Origin of the sequence: Variovorax sp. S12S4, assembly GCF_023195515.1 — a bacterium.
Classification (GTDB): domain Bacteria; phylum Pseudomonadota; class Gammaproteobacteria; order Burkholderiales; family Burkholderiaceae_C; genus Variovorax.
This window is the reverse complement of record NZ_JALPKR020000002.1, coordinates 3,984,023-4,000,194: the sequence shown is the minus strand read 5'-3', so window position 1 is coordinate 4,000,194 and position 16,172 is coordinate 3,984,023. Positions and strand designations below refer to the sequence as shown.

The 16,172-nt window shown below is 58.5% G+C and carries 13 protein-coding genes and 3 pseudogenes; 8 read left to right on the top strand and 8 right to left on the bottom strand.

Annotated elements, in window-relative coordinates; genetic code table 11:
• Positions 1-102: 102 nt before the first annotated feature.
• Positions 103-582 carry a VOC family protein gene (locus M0765_RS19710; protein ID WP_258505506.1) on the top strand — a complete coding sequence of 160 codons (480 nt, stop codon included), beginning with the start codon at positions 103-105 and terminating at the stop codon, positions 580-582.
• A gap of 117 nt (positions 583-699) precedes the next feature.
• Here M0765_RS19710 and M0765_RS19705 read toward each other — a convergent pair whose 3' ends face one another.
• A complete protein-coding gene (locus M0765_RS19705; RefSeq protein WP_258505505.1) occupies positions 700-900 on the bottom strand; it encodes a hypothetical protein in 201 nt (66 codons plus the stop codon).
• Between the two features lie 258 nt (positions 901-1,158).
• Here M0765_RS19705 and M0765_RS19700 point away from each other — a divergent pair, with 258 nt between their 5' ends.
• The gene (locus tag M0765_RS19700) at positions 1,159-1,431 is read left to right on the top strand and encodes a hypothetical protein (protein WP_258505504.1); all 273 of its coding nucleotides are present in this window, start codon (positions 1,159-1,161) and stop codon (positions 1,429-1,431) included.
• 561 nt (positions 1,432-1,992) lie between these two features.
• On the opposite strand, the gene M0765_RS19695 is transcribed toward M0765_RS19700, so the two are convergent.
• Entirely contained in the window at positions 1,993-2,691 is a 699-nt protein-coding gene (locus M0765_RS19695) for a hypothetical protein (RefSeq protein ID WP_258505502.1), read from the bottom strand.
• A 698-nt stretch (positions 2,692-3,389) separates the two neighbouring features.
• Between M0765_RS19695 and M0765_RS19690 the strand changes: the two genes are divergently transcribed.
• The gene (locus M0765_RS19690; protein WP_258505501.1) at positions 3,390-4,484 is read left to right on the top strand and encodes a hypothetical protein; all 1,095 of its coding nucleotides are present in this window, start codon (positions 3,390-3,392) and stop codon (positions 4,482-4,484) included.
• 209 nt (positions 4,485-4,693) lie between these two features.
• Positions 4,694-6,403: pseudogene (locus M0765_RS19685) on the top strand (conjugal transfer protein TraG); the annotation flags it as partial.
• Here the strand turns inward: M0765_RS19685 and M0765_RS19680 are convergent.
• Positions 6,403-6,980: pseudogene (locus M0765_RS19680) on the bottom strand (ParB/RepB/Spo0J family partition protein); the annotation flags it as partial. The pseudogenes M0765_RS19685 and M0765_RS19680 sit on opposite strands and share 1 nt — an antisense overlap.
• Before the next feature lie 582 nt (positions 6,981-7,562).
• Positions 7,563-8,067 (bottom strand): annotated as a pseudogene (locus M0765_RS19675) (JAB domain-containing protein); the annotation flags it as partial.
• 415 nt (positions 8,068-8,482) lie between these two features.
• On the opposite strand from M0765_RS19675, the gene M0765_RS19670 reads away from it, so the two are divergent.
• From M0765_RS19670 to M0765_RS19660, 3 genes are all read left to right on the top strand, one after another.
• On the top strand, positions 8,483-8,959 hold the full coding sequence (locus M0765_RS19670) for an HNH endonuclease (protein ID WP_258505499.1): 477 nt from the start codon (positions 8,483-8,485) through the stop codon (positions 8,957-8,959).
• Between the two features lie 22 nt (positions 8,960-8,981).
• Positions 8,982-9,899 (top strand): hypothetical protein, encoded by a 918-nt coding sequence (locus M0765_RS19665; RefSeq protein WP_258505498.1) that lies wholly within the window; start codon positions 8,982-8,984, stop codon positions 9,897-9,899.
• 151 nt (positions 9,900-10,050) lie between these two features.
• Positions 10,051-10,200, top strand: coding sequence for a hypothetical protein (locus M0765_RS19660; protein WP_258505497.1), 150 nt, complete (start codon positions 10,051-10,053; stop codon positions 10,198-10,200).
• Positions 10,201-10,505: 305 nt separating this feature from the next.
• On the opposite strand, the gene M0765_RS19655 is transcribed toward M0765_RS19660, so the two are convergent.
• Positions 10,506-10,952, bottom strand: a complete 447-nt coding sequence (locus M0765_RS19655; protein ID WP_258505496.1) for a hypothetical protein — start codon at positions 10,950-10,952, stop codon at positions 10,506-10,508.
• Positions 10,949-11,311, bottom strand: coding sequence for a hypothetical protein (locus tag M0765_RS19650; RefSeq protein ID WP_258505495.1), 363 nt, complete (start codon positions 11,309-11,311; stop codon positions 10,949-10,951). Before M0765_RS19650 ends, M0765_RS19655 begins: the two co-directional genes overlap by 4 nt.
• 248 nt (positions 11,312-11,559) lie before the next feature.
• On the opposite strand from M0765_RS19650, the gene M0765_RS19645 reads away from it, so the two are divergent.
• Complete coding sequence (locus tag M0765_RS19645) at positions 11,560-12,927, top strand: hypothetical protein (RefSeq protein ID WP_258505494.1); 1,368 nt, start codon at positions 11,560-11,562, stop codon at positions 12,925-12,927.
• A 407-nt stretch (positions 12,928-13,334) separates the two neighbouring features.
• On the opposite strand, the gene M0765_RS19640 is transcribed toward M0765_RS19645, so the two are convergent.
• Positions 13,335-14,090, bottom strand: coding sequence for an HNH endonuclease (locus M0765_RS19640; protein ID WP_258505493.1), 756 nt, complete (start codon positions 14,088-14,090; stop codon positions 13,335-13,337).
• A 175-nt stretch (positions 14,091-14,265) separates the two neighbouring features.
• Positions 14,266-16,170 carry a hypothetical protein gene (locus M0765_RS19635; RefSeq protein ID WP_258505492.1) on the bottom strand — a complete coding sequence of 635 codons (1,905 nt, stop codon included), beginning with the start codon at positions 16,168-16,170 and terminating at the stop codon, positions 14,266-14,268.
• Positions 16,171-16,172: the final 2 nt, after the last annotated feature.

Genomic DNA, 16,172 nt, shown 5'->3' with positions numbered 1-16,172 from the left:
CCGCTGGCAATCGGATCTGTACTTGCGTATGGTCCGGTGCCTACCGCCGATGCGACGAAGACCGTCGTCGCATCGATCTTTCCCCAACCCAGGAGAACCAAGATGGTCAGCAAAAACACGATTTGCCTCTGGTATGACGGCACCGCGCTGGATGCCGCCAAGTTCTACGCCGAAACCTTTCCCGACAGTGCGGTGGGCACGGTCCTCCGGGCTCCCGGTGACAATCCCTCGGGCAAGCAAGGCGATATCCTGACGGTCGAATTCACCGTGATGGGCATTCCTTGCCTTGGACTGAACGGCGGACCTGCGTTCAAGCACAACGAGGCCTTTTCATTTCAGGTGGCGACCGACGACCAGGCCGAGACCGACCGGCTGTGGAATGCGATTGTCGGAAACGGCGGGCAGGAAAGCGCGTGCGGATGGTGCAAGGACAAGTGGGGACTGTCATGGCAGATCACGCCCCGCGTCCTGATTGCCGCTATTGCCGACCCCGATCCCGCGGCAGCCAAGCGCGCGTTCGACGCGATGATGGAGATGAAAAAGATCGACATCGCCGCGATCGAGGCGGCCCGGCGCGGCTGACAACACCGGACCAGAGCAAACAGTGAAAACGGGTTGGAGCGTGCGGCGCCAACCCGTTGATCTATCTGGAAATTGTGGCCCGCGCGAAGCCCCGGCGCTTCGCGGCAGCAGCTTGCGTCATCGTTGAGCCAACTCGCGCTGCGGCTCGACCGAAGCTCCGGCCTGTTGTTGCGCCGTTCCTCCAACCACGAAATCTTCCGCAGCACCATCCGAGCGAAAGATGCGGAGCGCCACGCAGTTCAGCGAACCGAATTCCGCTTCATGCAGGAGCTCCCGGAACATCGCTACAGCCGCCTCTTTGCCCAGCAAGTGGTTCATTCATGACCTCGAGTGTGATGCTTCTCACAGCAGGATCGTACTTGCATTGGCATCAGATGTGATGCATTTCGTATCAATCGAGGGCAAATTTATAGCTTTGGTGGTATTTACAACAGGCTGAAATCCCTGCCCCAGCTGAACTAAAATGTAGTTCCTTTGTTCTAATTTTACTGATCACTGGTTGCCCGATCTGCGCCAAAAGCGACAACAGACCAGCGCCGGTTCACAGGCATCAGGGCCGCGAACGGTGGCATCAACATGACCCTAGAAGATCAATGGATCGCTTCTGAGGCGGCAGGGCGCATCGGCGAATCCGAAGTATTTGACGCGCGGATCAGCGCGATCGTGTCGATGCTGCGCGCGATGTACATGGCACACCCCGCCCCGGAAAGGGTCAGGCATCACTTCGATCAACTGATGGCTCAACTGCTTTCAAGCCCATATGCGAGCGATGACCCGGATCGGCAGCTGGTTCTTCAAGAGACTGCCGCAAGTTTGACGCGCCACGCGCGGCCAGCAGAAGCGGGCTGAGGGCGAAGAGGCTCGGGCGCGGCTGCCGGGGCGCCAGATCCTGCCCGAGGGGGATGCCACGCTTTCCCCGCGTTGCAGGCCGCCCCCTGTTTTCCCCAATGAAAAAGGGCGTCCGGTGATGAAACCGGACGCCCTTTGACGTTTTATTGGTGGTGTGAAACCGATCGAAAGATGGACTGCACCCCGCATGGATACTGGCATCGGTCGATTCGAAAAAGCCTTTGTACCCCCTTTTGTACCCCCTCCTAGACGCTCATCATTTAAGTTGCTTTTACGCATCATTGTTGGGGTCGTCTCGACTCGCACGGCACCTCCCACTCAATCATCAACAGGTCCCGCAAACCCGCATGGTTAAAGGGATTGGCTGTGATCAACGTAGCGTCTTACCGTCGCTTTTACCGTCAAAACTGCACATCTTTTGCTGGCGCGGGAGATTGGGCAATTTACGGGGCGACAACCTTTTCAACACCATTGCCAACCGGCATCAAGGATACCGGAGAACCGTGTTTGAGTCGGCCTATCCTGCAGTGTGTCGCCCGTCACAGCTTATGCGCCGACACTTCAGGCTGGGAGGCGCAGCCGCTTGTACCCGAATTCCTCAGGAAGCGTCAGGTTTCGAAAGTGTTCGAAGTAGGTGTCTCCATCGAAGCCGCGCGGCTGAAAACCACTGGCCTCCAGCCAACCGCAGACTCTACGAACCGCCGCCATAAAGGCTGGCATGACGTCAACATACACTTGGCTTTCAGGGTAGCCATGCTCGGCTGCTTCCTGCGTCATTCTCGCGAACTGCAACTCAATATCCCATAAAGCCCGTAGCGCAGCAGGGTTCTGGATTCGTGGGTTTGCGAGGCAAGCGTAGAAGTCGTAAAGGAGAAAGTAGAAGCGGGTTGTGGTTTCTTGCGCCTCCGGCGTCACGCTTGCAAGTAGAAACTCGGCACCGGCGAGTCTGCGCGCACCATCATCCAGTCCGATACGCGCGTTCCAACTTACAAACAGCGAGTGATCTCGATGATGGAGCGCATTCCGAAGTACGACTACAAGTGACGTATCCCCGTGTCCAAAATAGCCGAAACCCGCAAGCTTTTTTGTCACGTCGTATAGGGCATGGAATTTTTCAAGCTTCGCTTCAAATGCTCGATCCATGTTATTGATGGCTTCCTCTCGATCGACCTTCAGCAACTCTTGGAATCTAAACTTGCTCTCGGTGTAAAGACGCATCGCATTCGCAAGACCTTCCCAAGCAATTTGTATATTTGTCATTTTCCAAGATACCGTGATAGGTGGATGCCATCGGCCTCATTATGAATACGAGCCTTCCAGAGTAGCTTCTTCCTCGCCAAGCGCAACGAGCTAAATCACGCTCTTATGCTCCCACCACAGCATGCCGCACCAACAAAGGCGACCAGTTCTTCCGCGGTTTCCGCCGGCGTGATAACGGGTAGACAGCAATCACCGTGGTCTCGGCACCAAGCGAAACGGTGGCGGCCATCTGTGAATCCGAGGATGGCTCCATCTATGCTCATAAGAGGCATTTCCATAAATGCGTTGGAGGAAAATTCCATTCCGATTCTCTGATACCGATCATCAGTTGCTTGACCTGTACCACCGGGGCCAACATAACAACCAGGATCGGTGCGCCGCCACATTTCGTCAGCCTTGACGACATCGACCCAAACCACGACTTCGTCTTCTAGAATTTGGCTAGGCTTGATCCACCGACGAAATTTTAAAGGCACAACAACCTATCTGTGATGGTTATCGCACGAGAGTGATCCGGTTTTAGCCGATGCCGGCATACTAGCCGCAAATGTAACGAAAAGCTATGATCCCGCGCTGCTTAGCCCGATGGATCGCGGATTGATCCGACGAGGTCGCGCTAGAACAGAGGCAAGGCGGACAGGATGATCAACCTTAGGCGTTCTCACGCCACAACGACGCCAACTTTGAGTCCCTAGAAAATGACGCTCTCCAACGCCGAACTTCTGAATGAGTACTTTCATCAGCGACACCAAGAACTTTCAGTCCAGTTAACGGCGAAAAAGGCGATCTTTCTGGACACAAAGGGATGGGTACATCTACGTCAAGCGGCGTTTGGTGACCCCACGTGCGCGACATGGTTGCCGGTTCTGGAACTACTTCGTCAGCTCACAGCCTTTCAGCAAATTTTCTGCCCTGTCAGTTTCACTACAGTAAGTGAAGTATTAAAGCAATCTGACGACTACACTCGCGAAGCCACTGCAAATCTTCTGGACGAGCTAAGCCTTGGGATAGGGTTTTGCGCCCCGGACGAACAAATCATTATTGAGGTCGACCGTCAAGCCCGCATAAAAACTGGATCTCCTGAGAGAGATCTATCTGTCTGGACGAGAACCTGCCTCACATTTATGCGAGATCGGTTGCTAGACATGAAATTCAGCCTACCGGAACAATTTCCTCTCTTTGAAGCTTGCTTTAATGAGGTCTGGAATACACCCATCAGTAAATTCATCAAAAATTTAGGCCACACGCCAACAGAAAGCCTCACCGCAACCGTCGCTCGCCTTAATTCCGACAATGAAGCCCACCGCGGCGAAATAAAAACGTTCAACGCGCTGTTGGAATCGGAGTGCATTGGGGCAGCCCGATTCGCAAGTAGATTGACTCATACTTCTGTCCGTCCTCATATAGCCAGAAAACTAGCCGCTTCTGGACTTTCAAGTTTTTTAGCCGAATCACCAGATGAAGAACTCGAAACCCAAGCTGTGATTGCATGGGTGGTTGAGGCATTGCAGACTGTAGAAGGCAGATTGCAATTGCCCTCACTCTTTACATATGCGGCCATCCACGCACAGATTCGCTGGATGCGCACACAAAAATTACGCGACAACGACCTGCCGGACCACGCTCAAGTCGGACAGGCTATTGGTTACTGCGACGCCCTGCTCTTAGATCGAGCTACCCGCAACGTCGTTGTCGCGCCGCAGATTCGGTTGGATCAATTGTATGGGACTAGGATCATGACAACGCCTGAAGAGTTTTCGACATATTTGCAGGGCCTTGCGTCCGACACCTAATAACCTAAACTATTTATTTTTTTATCGAAAACACTCTACGCGCAAGTTACCCTCTCCATGTGCTCTTGCGATTTATTTCGCCTGAGCCCACATGCAGTTGCCTTAAGTCCAATTTACGCCGATTTTCGTCTTTGACCCTGCTTGACTGACCCGTCATCTTCACGTCTGCGGCGCACCTTTGCCCGCGCGACGTTCAAGAGGGGGTCAACGTGCAGGTATCGGGCGTGCTGTTCGGCCAAGTGGTGGCAGTCATTGGCATCGTGATCGCCGGTGTGTGAAGTGCCACACAATGGACCGCCGCCAGCTTGGGCTATCAGCTACGCCTCGGTACACCGTGGTTCGATGCTTTCGGCACGCCCATCTACCACCCCTGGCGCCTGTTCGAATGGTGGCTCGCCTACGACGCCTACGCACCCAGCATCTTTGCGCATGGCGGGGCCATCGCTGGTGCAAGCGGCCTGGCCGCTGCGATCGTCCCCATCGGCATGTCGGTATGGCGTTCACGTCAATCCCGGCTGGTCACAAACTACGGATCTGCGCGCTGGGCTGACGCGATCGAGATCCGCAAAGCCGGCCTGACCGGTCCCACCGGGGTCTTCCTCGGTCTGCACAAGCAACACTACCTCCGTCACAGCGGCCCGGAACATGTCCTGGCCTTCGCGCCGACCCGTTCGGGCAAGGGTGTCGGCCTCGTCGTCCCCACACTGCTGTCGTGGCAGGCCTCGGCCGTGATCCACGACATCAGGGGAGAAAACTGGACTCTCACAGCCGGTTGGCGCGCCCGCTTCTCCCACTGTCTGCTGTTCAACCCGACCGATGCACGTTCCGCGGCTTACAACCCACTGCTCGAAGTGCGGCGCGGCATGCACGAAGTGCGAGATGTGCAGAACATCGCTGACATCCTGGTAGATCCAGAGGGCGCGCTGGAGCGCCGTAACCACTGGGAGAAAACCTCGCACGCGCTCCTAGTCGGTGCGATCCTCCACGTGCTCTATGCCGTGCAAGATAAGACGCTGCGCGGTGTCGCGAATTTCCTATCCGACCCATCGTGCCCCTTTGAGGTCACGCTGCATCGGATGATGACGACAAACCACCTGGGTAAAACGCCACATCCAGTCGTGGCCTCGGCGGCGCGCGAAGTTCTCAACAAGTCCGACAACGAACGCTCCGGCGTGCTGTCCACGGCCGTGTCGTTCCTCGGCCTGTACCGCGACCCCATCGTCGCGGAAGTCACGTCGCGCTGCGACTGGCGTATCGCGGATCTGATTTCCGCCGACCACCCGGTCTCCCTGTATCTGGTCGTGCCGCCGTCGGACATCAGCCGGACCAAACCCTTGATTCGGCTGATCCTTAACCAGGTCGGTCGCCGACTGACCGAGTCGCTGGATGGCAGTGACGGTGTGGCACGCCGGCACAAGCTGCTGTTGATGCTCGACGAATTTCCTGCGTTGGGACGGCTGGATTTCTTCGAATCCGCCCTCGCCTTAATGGCCGGCTACGGTCTGCTGGCCTTCCTGATCGCGCAGTCCCTGAATCAGATCGACAAGGCCTATGGCCAGAATCATTCGATTCTCGGCAACTGCCACGTGCGCATCACGTTCGCCACCAATGACGAGCGCACCGCAAAGCGCATCTCGGAGACGCTCGGAACAGCCACCGAGCTGCGTGCGCAGCGCAACTATGCCGGCCATCGACTCTCGCCGTGGCTTGGTCATCTGATGGTTTCACGCCAGGAAACCGCGCGCCCGCTGCTGACGCCCGGCGAAGTGATGCAGCTTCCCGTGACCGACGAAGTCGTCATGGTCTCGGGTCAGGCGCCGATTCGTGCCAAGAAGATCCGCTACTACGTCGACAGCAATTTCAAGCGGCGTGTATTGCCATCGCCTGCCCTCATCCGAGGCCGCTATGCCGACGCCCCCAACCGCTCCCGCAACGCGCTCGGACTGCGCTGCCAGTACGGCGCATCGTAGAACGCGGCCTCCTGCGCCGCAGGGTCATCGGTGATCGCCAGCGCCATCAATTGATCGAGGCTCACAGCATCGGCTCGGTAGTCGGCCATCAGGCGTGATGACACGTTTGCCAACTTCAAACGCCGTTGCACCACCAATGGCGTGACACCGAAATCGGCGGCGATGTCCTCAATAGGACGGCCTTCATCAATCGGCGCCGCAAAGGCTTCGAACTGATCCGCCGGATGCATGGCTTCGCGTTGCACGTTCTCGGTGAGGCTGGCGGTACGCGCCGAGGCATCCGGCACGAGCAGGCATGGACTTGGTAGTCCTTGGCGATACGTTTCTTCTTCGCCAGCAGTTTCAGTGCGGCCAGACGACGCCCTCCGGCAGCAACTTCATAGTGTTCGCCATCGGCGCACAGAATGACGGTGAGGTTTTGCAGCAGGCCCACGCGCAGGATGCTCGCAGCCAGTTCGGTGATGGACATGCCGCTGATCTTGCGCACGTTGCGCTTGGACAGCTGTGTCAGCGGCACCAGTCGCATGTCCTTCGCCGGGATCGCAGCTTGCAAGGCAAAGGTTTCGTGTTCGGTGATGGTGTTCACGATGTTGGCTCCTGTCCCGTGAGGGGACGTTAGAAACAAAGAAATAAGAGAGAAAAAACTCGCGATCGATTCATGGCTTCAATGTCTGCATAGGCACGCTCCTGTGGTGTCAAAGCTCACCGGATTCCAAGATTCGGAGCCCGGTGTGGACTTCGGTTTGTTCGGCGCAGCGTCCTGGGCTGGTCGCCGTTGCCGCCGTCTTTCCTGAGTTCATCGCCCGCGAAACACGGAGCCGGCGCGGGACGGGAGGTCAAGGAAGAAGCGCAGGGAGTGGTGCGGCCCGCAGCGCAGCGAGGACACGGCCCTGTGCGCCTTGACGGCCCGGCACGCGTTGGCTACGGTCGCGGAATGGGGATGAGCGATGGGGAAAGACGGCACCCCGGACAAGGGGCCAGGAGATGCGCTGAACAAACGCCGCGCGGCGAGCGCCCCTGCATGCCGCGAGCATGCCTGACTAAAAAGCGAACGCAGTGAGCGCCATGCACCCAAGGTGAAGCAAAAAGGGGCAAGGCCCCCGGCATTGATCAGGCCTTTTTCGGCAAAAGGAAGTCGTGACGTTGCCAGCGACAACGATGTGATCGAGTACCCGCACATCGACCAGCGCCAGCGCGTCGCGCAGCCGGTGCGTCAGTGCCTCGTCGGCTCGACTGGGTTCGGCATTGCCCGACGGGTGCGGATGCGCCAGGATCATTGCCGCCGCGTTGTGCCGAAGGGCCAGCTTGACCACTTCGCGCGGATACACCGATGTCTGGTCCAGCGTGCCGTGGAACATCTCGACGTACTCGATCGACGCGTGCTTCGTATCGAGCAGCAGGACCGCGAGAACCTCATGGTCGTAGCCCGCGAGCTTGGCGCGCAGGTAGTCCTTGACCGAAGCCGGTGACGTGAATTCGGCGCCGCGCCGTACCTGCCGGTCGACAACTTGCCGCGCCGCCGCCAGGATTTGTTCGGGCGAGGCCGCCTGGTAGCGCCCCTGCGCGTCACGAACGAGAAGGGAAGAATCGAGACAAAGAGGAAGCTGCGACATGATGGACTCCGGTCTGTTGCGGGCGGAATTGCCCGAGACGCCCCAGCACGCTGCCGTGCAGTTGTCAGGGTTCGTAGACGGCGGCCAGGACGCAGGCGCATGTCATGCGCGCAGACCTTGACAGCGAGACCAGCGTGGTACGTTGAAGGGAACAGCAAGACCACCCCTCTCCCAACGGTTTTCGGAAAGCGCAGCGCGCAGGCAGCCACGCTGCCGAAGGCGTCAGGGATCAAAGCCGAATGGCTGCAACTCGGCGCGAGGCGCGAGGCGCGGGGCGCAGCCCGCGAGCCCGACGGCGGTACGCCGGGACGCACTAACCATGTATGCATGACCAGCACAATCTCTGCACTTCACCTACCGCTCACGTGCAACTTGCGGTAGGTTTCGGACTTCCAAACTCGGCGGAGGAGCGTCAATGCCGGACATCTGTATTCTGTGTGAGAACCCCACGCGCACCGGCGAACATCTTTTCCCCGCCGCCTTGGGCGGCCGCCGTGAGAACCAAGGCATCTACTGTGGCGACCACAATGCGGGGTTCTCCGATCTCGTCAAGTTATTGACCGACCAAGTTGCCGCACTCAACGCGCGCTTAAGCGTATTGCACGATCGCGGCCACAAACCTCAGAAGTATCCGTTTGTCGATGCCAGTACCGGAATGGCGTACACAATATTTGGCGGCAACATCGCGCCGGCCATGCCTGGTCCCGTCGCGACCAAGGCTGAAGATGAATCCCCGCCAACATACCGCTTTGCGAATGAAGCACAGTTTCAGCAATGGCTGAAACGCGAACGTCAAAAAGCCTGGCAAGGTCGTTTTGGGAGGCCGTGGCAAGACAGGGCAGTCCTATCTCACACAACGCCCCTCCCTACCCTCCGAGTTCGGTGGCATTGAGGGCATTCGAGCCATCGCCTACTTGGCGCTGACTCATTTTGCGCATTACTTTCCAAGCGAGGCGCGTCAAACCGGCTTGGCGCCGTTCAAGACCTATGTATTAGGCGGCGCCAACACACGCTTTGCGTGTTGGGACTCTTTTCCTTCTGCAGTAAAGGAGTCGGCACAGTTCGATTTTTCACACTGGATCATCGTCGGCGTCTCGAAAACGACCCAGACCGCATACGCGAGATTGTCGCTATTCTCGGTCGCGGACTTTTCCATGCATCTGGGCAGCGTCGACGTATCTGCCGACAAAGAAGTTATTGTCGAAATCGATCCAACCGCGCCCCATCCACCGAATGACATGCGGTATGAGCAACGCGACTTCTCTCATGAACGCCCTTCCTATCCTACGGACCCCGAGGAAACCCATCGCGCGCGGGTGACCGCTCAGTGCCTTGATGCGTTGGGGCAGCTTCTGGCAAAAATAGAGCGTAAGGAACTCGACCAATTGCTCGATGAGCTCCATCCCGTGTTAGCGGCGAGCGCGGCGTTGGATCAAAGTGAGCGCCTTGCCTGCATCCAGAAGATCGTGACCAACCAAGCGCAGCGAATCTTGATGCTGTTGAAGTATGCGGCCGCGGGACTAGCAAAGCAGTTTGAAGCATCGTATTTGGCAGACGTCGTACGTGATGAGATTGACAGCTTCATCCAGTCAGATGCCACGACCCCAAGTGGTTTGTCAGGGAAGACCGAACGCCTGCTGGCACTTGCGCTTGATCGCTTTGCGAAGGACCTGTTGGACCGCGTCGAATCTGGTGGGTTGGATCGCGCCTCGCTGGAGTCTCTTTTGAACGGCGGCCTAGGTGCCGCCGTTGTTGGACCTGTGTTGATGCCATGTCTCCAGGAAGCGGTGGTGGGGCATATGAGTCGCCTCCACGGGCGAGGTTCAAGCTGAGCAGAGTCAGAACCTCTGGGCCAACCGACGCCCTTTCTACACCTAGCTTCGCTCACCTGGGTTTCGCAATCCGACCGCTGCGAGGAAAATTGAATGAAGGACTCTCCGGCACTTCACCTCAACCGGCCCCGTCCGCTATCTAGAGGTCGTGATGAGCAGCAATCCAAGCCGATGGGTATTGATCAAGCGGTTAGCCGAAATCACCGGCTACAGTGAAGATGCCGTGCGCCACAAGGTCAAGAACGGCACTTGGGTGCAGGGACGTATCTGGCGCAAGGTGTTGATTGCCGCCGAAAATTGACCCGGTCGAGGTAAAAGGACGATTCGTCCACTCGACCTGGACAGATCGTTGGCCGGCTGGCCGCAAACGTCGATACGGCGCCTCTCCAACGGGGGGCGCATCGGTGGTTGCGGTAATGGTACGAACGCGGTCTCAGACGCCCGAAGAGTACTGGCCGGCCCTACAGGCAGATCACTGGGAAACGCCGCTTGCGGAAGTCCGGCTAGACGTCTGAGGTGTCCTCGATGATTGAGAGGTCATCCATTGAGGACGACTGACGAATCCCAGCTTAAGTTTCCGCTGCGAGGCTATTCGAGCCGCGTCCGCTATGACATTACAGCCCCGAGCCAGCTACGCACATGCTCAACCCTCGTGACCAACAACGTTTTCGTGCCAGTATCCCAGCGCTTCAGAAGGCCAGAAACCACTGCCCAGTCGGGGGTCCAGAGTTGGCCTGCGGCCTTAGCTTCCAGATACCGAGTGTTCCAGACCAGGGAACCGCTGAAGCCACCGGCATCATCCAGCCGGACCGCTCTGCGAATCTCCACACTGGTGGACTCGACCCAGGATGTCTGCTGGGGCTCCCAAAGGAGCTCGAAGATACGGCCGTCCTCAACGGCATCTGCGCTTTGCTGCGTTACGTAGGCGGACGCGGCGCTTTCCAAGATGCCGAAGGCATAGCGCGAATTCTCGCCAGCAAACCCGTGAAAGAAAAACAATTCTTCCGGGCGCGCGGATTGATGCTTTTCAGCGATCCGGTCGGTTGGGATCACGTCAGCTCGGTGATCGCAAGCGCCCCAAAGGGTTTCGGAGACAGGAACGACGGCGGCGTCGAGTTTTTTTCGTCGACGAACGGCTGACCTACCGAGAAGACGTCGTCTGATCCGTGGAAAGACAAATTGGTCGGCCTTTGCGCCGCAACATGTTCACATGTCAGAAGGACGACGCTTCCATTCCAACGCAAGAACGACCCCGTTCCCACATGTCTCACTTCTCTCTCGTCTTCCGTTGACAGCGGCACTACGAACGGTCGCGTGTGCACTTTCATTGCCTCTGTCACGTCGTTGCACTGGCGCTGCCAAGCTTCACGCGCCGCTTGGTGCGCAATATCGTCGAAGTCTTGATTCGCCATTAAGGTTCTACCGTAGAGAGAGAGAGAGAGAGAGAGAGAGAGAGAGAGAGAGAGAGAGAGGATTCCAACTGAGAACTAATATTATCAAGCACCCTATCATCTGCCGGCACCCGTACTCGGAGTTCGAAAGCTCTCTACCCGCTGGCCTGGCGCCCGAGCTTAGAGCAGGTCCATGCGCTGTGGTGAGCGCGAGGTTATGAGCCAAGGTGATATTGTCTCCCTACACCGCACTCTCAGAACATTGAACCGTGGACACTGGATTCATAGATCTCGACATACTCCTCACACGAATTCGACACCCCCAGTCGAAGGTGTACTTTCTGGACGCCGTAAAGGCGTACAAGGCGGGAGCGTTACGTGGCGCCCTCACCTCTGCCTGGGTTGCTCTGGTCTACGATCTGATCGCCAAGTACCGTGAGTTGAGCGCTATTGGCGATGCCGCCGCGACTGGGTTTCTTCAGTCGTGGGATAACGCGACCACCACAGGAGACATCCCCAAACTGCTTCAGCTTGAGGGGAGCATCCTGGAAGACGCAACATCCAATACTCAGGTCGTCAATCGCATCGCTCGAACACATCTAGACCGTCTTCGGGAAGATAGACACCTGTGTGCACACCCGGCGTTCTCAGCCGAAGCCGATCTCTTCGAACCATCTCCCGAGCTGGTGCGACTTCACCTCGTCAATGCGGTTGATCTCGTGCTGTCGCAGGAACCCTTGCAGGGCAAAGCGATCTTCGATCTCTATGACGTCGACGTGCAGTCTCCAGGCTTTCCCACGACCCACGAACGCATACTCGACTATGTCGAGCAACGCTACCTCGCGCGCGTCCGAGCTCAGAACGTCCGCAACTTTGGCACGGTGCTCGCAAAATCTCTTCTCAAGGGTGTACCGCCGCAATGGGAACCACTGCATCGCAAGATCATCCCATCGCTGGTCGCGGTGCGCGACCGCGCTGCTCATGCTTGGGCAGATGTCTCTCTGGCGATCGTGAGGCTCGTGGACGGTCTCGAGCCGCCGAATCGGCCTCGCGCCATCGCGTTCATAGCCGCATTTCCGGATTTCTGGCCGCGGCTTCAGGAGCCCACACGAACAGCCTTGCAGGCAACCATCGAGAACGCCGGCCCTGCGGCGGCAATTGACTACCGTATCCTAGCGGGCGTGACAGTCCCGCAGTTCCGCGCCGCGCTGTTGACCCTAGTCACCGGTCTCACTCGACAGCAATTGGCCGATGCAATCGCCTCTCAGCCGCTCGCCGACCTGTGGCCCAAGGCAGTCGGGGAATATCAAGGATCTGGCAGCTGGCGTGGATCAGAGACGAACTTTAGTGACCTTATCACGCCATTCGCCGGTCGCCTAAGCAACCAACAGCTTGACCAAGTCCTTGACGCCGTCATCAGCAACGGACAGAACTGGGATGCCGCCGAGACGGATACGCTCCTTCTCGGGTTGCTCCGCAACGCAACGCCCGCCGATCAGCCGACCCCTGAGGCGCGGAATCGCTTTTATCAACACGTTTATCGTATGCGTCGCACCGATAAATACGAGGACGTACTCACCTTCCTGCAATCAGACGGCTGGGTGCTGCCACCGCCGGAACAGGCGGTCGACGACTAAGCCGGCGTAGGACGCAGGCCGCGCAAAGCCGTCGCGAGCGTAAAGGCTCTATGAGCGGTTACCAACAACGCTCTGTTTCGCCAGAATGCGCCGAAATCCCCTGTGGCCCCACTCAATGGTTTCCGAGGGCCGGAAACCCGCATGAATGCTAGCTTTGTGGGTTGGGGACATGGTACTTTACCGTCACTTCTACCGTCGAAAAACGAGCGCTTTTGCTGGCGCGGGAGATGGACTCGTTTTGCGGGGCGGCTACTCCTGCGCATCAATCGTCAACGATCGCCAAAGCTCGTAACAGCATTCTGCACATCTTCGGCCTTCCTTTCCTTGGCACTGGACGCTGTTCTTTCGAGGCTAGCAGATGGCCTGATCAGCCAGCGAGCCGGAGAGCTTCAAGCTCACGGCAATCTCTATTGCCAGTCAGACGACCTTGATGCAGTTTTCTCCGGCCGGAATTCGTGTTGCCGATGGAAGGCGAGATAGCCGGCGTGCCCTTGCTTCAGGCCATCCAAGCGCCAATCGCCCAACAGCCCCAGTTGCAGTCGTGCTGCCCCAGGAAGTGATGCCGAGGTCAACAGTGTCCCGTCGTCTTCAAACGAAATCCAGCCCCCATCGAACAGGGCATCCAGGTGCGGCGCCAGGAGCAGGCCATTGAAGACGTCCAGTCGCTCGTCATCGGTCACGCACTTGCCCCAAGGCTTTATGTGGGAAGCACGCAGCAGGCTGGGAAACGCCAGACCCGAAACGCAGCATCGCCCCTGCCAATAGTCGAGCAAAGCGTCTCTAAATAAGCCCTGCCCCACCCGTTGAACAACGAAGCGCTCTGCCTCGGTTGACTGCGGGAGCTTGGCCTTCTCTTGCCGAAACTTGTCGGCCACCCGGTTTGGCATCGTCCTGGCGACGGCTGACGCGCGTTGCAGGACGGCGTAAAGCTCGCCATATGCATGGACCTCGACAGCATCACCAACCACACGGTCCAACAACGCACCGGATGATGTCGACACCCTGAAACCAGCAGCCGCACTGGTCGAAACCGAGACACAAACGGTCTCTGGAAATGCCGCCGACCGCAGCTCCAGCGCACCATCACCGGTCACGCGAGGGGTCATTTCGAAGCCGCAGTCTGCCCCGGCCTTCTCCAACCGCAGACGGTCTAGTGGAGTCATGCGGCGCCTCCATTCCAACTTTGGCTGGCTGCACGCACTGCGCCTGCGACATGCAGTCGGCACGTCGTCAGGAACTCCGCGCCGGCCATTCTCCGCTGAGCACAGATCTGCGCCAAGGCTGAGGCGCCACCGCGCTTTTGCGGGAAGTGGGTAAGCCGTTCCGCCGAAGGTCGCATCATGAAGGTCTTCCCTTGTAGCCCGCCGGCGGTGCTTTGAGTTCCTTCGGGGTCTTTGCAGGATTGGTCGATTTGAAGGGACCGGGGTCAACCTCGAATACGCTCACGGCGACTTGGTTGTTGCCATGAACGTGTGCAATGAGGCGTTCATGCTTCGGAAGCGGCGCCTGGGCAGTGGAGCCACCGAACTCGCCGGAGTTGGCCAACACCACTGGCTGATACATGTGAAAGTGAAGCGCCGCAACCATGTTGTCAAAGGTCTGAACGTCCTGATTGAGTGCTGCCACCAAGAACACGTCGGACCGATCCCGAAGATCGGCAACCAGGTCAAGGTCTGTTGCGTCGTAGCAAATGGCAGCGGCAATCCGTGTTCGCGTCTTTGAGCCAATCGGCAGCTCGACCAGCGTCAGGTGTGGCCGATATCCCTTCACTCCCATGGCCCGTTCCAGCTTCATGGGATGAAGCTTGCCTTGCCAGACGTACTGGATGCTGCGTCCGTGGCCGGGAGACTCCGTGCGGATCACCCACAGCCCCTGGTTGATCGGTGCGCCCAGCTTGGCGGACGTCTGGAACGTCAGCCCGGTGAAGATGTTCGCGCCGAGCTTGTCGGACAGTCGGCGAAGCAAAAAAACATGCTCAGGGTGTACGGCCAGTTCTGGGAACAAGATGACATCCACGACCGGTCCATCCCCTTCTTCGCCGGCCGACTTTGAGCTCTGTGCCGAGGCCCAGGTTCTAAGCTTTTGAAAAGTCAGCCTGCAAACCTCCGCCAAATGCCTACGGTGTTCAGCGAGGACACCGGGGGTCCAGTGCGTCGGGTCCTTGACATCAAACTCGTCCCTGCGTGGACGCATCGGCTGAACGATGGCGATACGCAAGGGCCTGTCTTGTAACGGCGCGTGGTCGTCGGTGGGCACAACGTACATGGGTGTCTTGCTTCGCGTTCCGAACAGGGCCCGCTGTACGGCAATCCGCTCCTCAAATACAGCAAGCAACTCATCGGCTGTTCGGGCCGTCCCTGCCGCGGCTGCGTGATGCGCACGAAACTCGACTCCAGGCCAGCGCAGCAACGTGGAAAGCAACCCCGACAGCCACGGAGACACAGGCCCCGGTTCATCCAGCAGTCCGCGCCCAGAGTTCATTAGCCCGAATCTGCGCTTGAACCAGCTGCTCCGAAGACCGGTGTAGTGACCTACCTCCTCAGTCACGAGGTAGCGCCGGCTAGTGAAGTCAAACTCGCCGGTCAGCGCCGCTCGCAGAATCCGGCCCAATCCGTATAGCCACGCACTATCGTCGTCGACCCAAGGTGGGTTGCCGTACAGAGGACTTGCCGGTTCGGTGCGCACCAAGGGCTGCACAGACAAGAAATCCTTCTCGTCGGGCAGCGCGTGAACCCGTGTCCAGTCGTCGCACGCGAGCGTGACGTCCATCGCGCTCAAGCCTGAACTCAGGTGCGCCTCTATGCCTTCTACGCCGAGCAGTGCCTTGGCAAGCATCAGGACTCCGTTCTCCTGCGCGAACACATTGTCGGCTTCCATCATGACGTGATGGAGCGGCCGGACACTCCGGCGCGCCCCATTGGTGCGGCGGGAAGACGTTCGCTTGCTGGTCTCTATCAGTGCGGGTGGCACAAATCTGCGCCAGCGCGGCGCCCTGCTGCCCCGCCCATTCAAGGCCGCCAACATGAGATCTGGTCGGTGAAGCGAGACAGTCGTCACCACCTCCGCCTGCATGGCGTCGTCCTTGGTCAGCCGCAGGCCTTCCGCCAACCAGACGCCGAATCGCCTCGGATTGGGGTGCAACTGCTGGGCGACAAGCGCCAACGGAAGCACCTCCTTCAGCGCTTCGGAATGCGCGGGTTCGAACATCATTGCGCGGTTGAGCGCCTTGTAAGGCTGGACCAATG

Excerpts from the sequence above, each read along its gene's own strand:
- M0765_RS19660 (WP_258505497.1), top strand. The coding sequence starts at position 10,051 with ATGAGCAGCAATCCAAGCCGATGGGTATTGATCAAGCGGTTAGCCGAA.
- M0765_RS19695 (WP_258505502.1), bottom strand. The coding sequence starts at position 2,691 with ATGACAAATATACAAATTGCTTGGGAAGGTCTTGCGAATGCGATGCGT.
- M0765_RS19670 (WP_258505499.1), top strand. The coding sequence starts at position 8,483 with ATGCCGGACATCTGTATTCTGTGTGAGAACCCCACGCGCACCGGCGAA.
- M0765_RS19640 (WP_258505493.1), bottom strand. The coding sequence starts at position 14,090 with ATGACTCCACTAGACCGTCTGCGGTTGGAGAAGGCCGGGGCAGACTGC.
- M0765_RS19705 (WP_258505505.1), bottom strand. The coding sequence starts at position 900 with ATGAACCACTTGCTGGGCAAAGAGGCGGCTGTAGCGATGTTCCGGGAG.
- M0765_RS19700 (WP_258505504.1), top strand. The coding sequence starts at position 1,159 with ATGACCCTAGAAGATCAATGGATCGCTTCTGAGGCGGCAGGGCGCATC.
- M0765_RS19690 (WP_258505501.1), top strand. The coding sequence starts at position 3,390 with ATGACGCTCTCCAACGCCGAACTTCTGAATGAGTACTTTCATCAGCGA.
- M0765_RS19710 (WP_258505506.1), top strand. The coding sequence starts at position 103 with ATGGTCAGCAAAAACACGATTTGCCTCTGGTATGACGGCACCGCGCTG.
- M0765_RS19650 (WP_258505495.1), bottom strand. The coding sequence starts at position 11,311 with ATGGCGAATCAAGACTTCGACGATATTGCGCACCAAGCGGCGCGTGAA.